The organism is Thermus sp. (assembly GCF_037444525.1).
Taxonomy (GTDB): Bacteria; Deinococcota; Deinococci; order Deinococcales; family Thermaceae; genus Thermus.
In genome coordinates this window covers 1-2,570 of record NZ_JBBIMD010000112.1, presented here as the reverse complement: position 1 = coordinate 2,570, position 2,570 = coordinate 1, and the positions used below count along the sequence as shown (strand labels likewise).

Genomic DNA, 2,570 nt, shown 5'->3' with positions numbered 1-2,570 from the left:
GGTGGCCCGGGCCCGGATGGAGGCCTACGTCCAAAGGGTGGCCCCCGGGGCGCGCCTGAAGGACTTCATGGCCTTTAGCCAAAACTACTACGCCCAGGTGGTGGACCAAAAAGGGCAGGGGCTTTTTGAGCTCATCGTGGACCGGTACACCGGGGTGGTGGCCCCTGAACCCGGGCCCAACATGATGTGGAACACCCGCTACGGGATGATGGCCACCCCCCTCCAGACCTCGCCCCGCTACGGCCTTTCTGAGGCCAAGCGTCTGGCGGAAACCTTCCTCCAGGGCTTCCTCCCCGGGGCCAAGGTGGTGGAGGAAGGGGCCTTTCCCGGGTACTACACCTTGGACTTCGGCCGGGAAGGGGTGGAGGGGATGCTCTCCGTGAACGCCTACACCGGGGAGATCTGGGTTCACACCTGGCACGGCCCTGCCCTTAAGGGGCACGAGTAAAATATACCCCTGGAGGGTAGCATGGAGATTGCTTCCCGGAAACGGGTTTCCGGTTCGGTGGAGGAGGTGCGGGGCCGGCTGGAGGAGGCCCTTAAGGGCGAGGGGTTTGGCGTCCTCACGGAGATCGACGTGGCGGCCATCTTCAAGGCGCGGCTGGGGCTGGAAAGGAGCCCTTATCGCATCCTGGGCGTCTGCAACCCCCACCTGGCCCAAAAGGTCTTGGCGGTGGACGAGGGCCTTGGGGTCCTCCTCCCCTGCACCGTGGTCCTCCGGCAGGAAGGGCACGGGGTGGAGGTGCTGGTCCAGGATCCCAAGGCCATGGTGGCCGTCCTTCCCGATGCGCTCAGGGAAGCGTTAAGGCCCATGGTGGAGGAGGCGGAATCCCGTCTAAGGAGAGTGCTGGAAGGGCTCTAAGCGCTTCCCTGAGACTCTCGCCCCAAACGAGCCCGTAGAAGGTTGGGGGCTGGCCCGTGAAGGCTCAGCCCCCTTTATATGGGCTTTACACATCCCCCTTAGGCTACCCCCATGCGGACGGATCGCCGGAGCGTTTTGAAACTCGGTGCAGGCCTTCTTCTAAGCCACTGGGTGCGGGCCCAAAGGGCCTCCTGGCCCGAACCCCCTGTCCTGAGGGCCCAGGAGGGCCGGCTTTTGCTGGAGCTCCCCGCGGCCCCCACCCGGCTAAAGGTGGCGGGCCGGGAGGCCCTGCTTTGGACTTATGGAGGGAGCTTTCCCGGGCCCACCCTAAGGGTGCGCCCGGGGGACGAGGTGCGCCTCACCCTGGTCAACCGCCTTCCTGAGGCCACCAACCTGCACTGGCACGGCCTGCCCATCCCCCCCAAGGTGGACGACCCCTTCCGGGAGATCCCCAAAGGGGAGGCCTGGACCTACGCCTTTACCGTTCCCAAGGAGCTTGCGGGGACCTTCTGGTACCACCCGCACCTCCATGGGAAGGTGGCCCCCCAGCTCTTCGCTGGGCTCGCGGGGGCCTTGGTGGTGGAAAGCCCCCTGGACCGCCTCCCCGAGCTCCAAGAGGCCGAGGAGCACCTCCTGGTGCTCAAGGACCTTGCCCTGGAAAACGGACAGCCCGCCCCCCACACCCCCATGGACTGGGTGAACGGCAAGGAAGGGGACCTGGTCCTGGTGAACGGGGCCTTAAGGCCCACCCTTCAGGCCCAGAAGGCCACCCTCCGTCTCCGCTTGTTAAACGCCGCCAACGCGCGCTACTTCCGGCTCCGCCTCGAGGACCACCCCCTTTACCTCATCGCCGCGGACGGGGGCTTCCTGGAGGAGCCCTACGAGCTGGAAGAGCTCCTCCTGGCCCCCGGGGAGCGGGCGGAGGTGCTGGTGCGCTTCCGGAAGGAGGGGGCCTTCCGCCTCCTCCTCCTGCCCTACGAGCGGGGGGTTCACGCCATGCCCATGGCGCACGGGATGCATGGAATGGCCCCGGCCGACCAGGAAGAACCCCTCCTTACCCTGGTGGCCCCCCAAAACCCAAAACCCCTTCCCCTCCCCCTCCGCCTGGCCCGCCTGCCCCGCCTGGAAAAACCCCAGGCCACCTGGCGCCTGGTCTTTGGGGAGGACATGATGGCCGGGCGGTTTTTCATCAACGGCCAGGCCTTTGACCCCAAGCGGGTAGACCTACGTGGCCAACAGGGCCAGCTTATCCTCTTGGAGGTGGAAAACGGAGGGGATATGGACCACCCCTTCCACCTCCACACCCACCCCTTCCAGGTGCTTTCCCTGGGGGGAAAGCCCTTCCCCCACCGGGCCTGGAAGGACACGGTGAATCTCAAGGCCAAGGAGGTAGCCCGGCTTCTTGTCCCCCTGGGCCTTCCTGGCCGCACGGTCTTTCACTGCCACATCGTGGAGCACGAGGACCGGGGGATGATGGGGGTGCTAGAGGTGGGCTAGTGGGCCACGAACACCACACGCACCACCCCGGGCACGGGCCCCATCCCCCCAAGGGGAAGGGGGCCTTGCCCGACCGGCACGCAGGGCACACCCCGGAGATGTTCCGGGACCGATTCCTGGTAAGCCTCCTCCTTACCCTGCCCATCCTCTATTTCTCGGAGCAGATGCAAGCGTGGCTGGGGTACCGGGCGGTTTCCTTTCCCAAGGCAGC

General features: G+C 66.3%; 3 protein-coding genes and 1 pseudogene. All 4 read left to right on the top strand.

Annotated features, from left to right (window positions below; all coding sequences use genetic code 11):
• On the top strand, positions 1 to 448 hold a 448-nt coding region (locus tag WKI94_RS11835), incomplete at its 5' end, for a peptidase M4 (protein WP_337845924.1).
• A gap of 21 nt (positions 449 to 469) precedes the next feature.
• Positions 470 to 862 carry a DUF302 domain-containing protein gene (locus WKI94_RS11830; protein ID WP_337845923.1) on the top strand — a complete coding sequence of 131 codons (393 nt, stop codon included), beginning with the start codon at positions 470 to 472 and terminating at the stop codon, positions 860 to 862.
• 111 nt (positions 863 to 973) lie between these two features.
• Positions 974 to 2,359, top strand: a complete 1,386-nt coding sequence (locus tag WKI94_RS11825; protein ID WP_337845922.1) for a multicopper oxidase family protein — start codon at positions 974 to 976, stop codon at positions 2,357 to 2,359.
• A pseudogene (locus WKI94_RS11820) lies at positions 2,359 to 2,570 on the top strand (heavy metal translocating P-type ATPase); the annotation flags it as partial. The gene WKI94_RS11825 and the pseudogene WKI94_RS11820, both read left to right, overlap by 1 nt.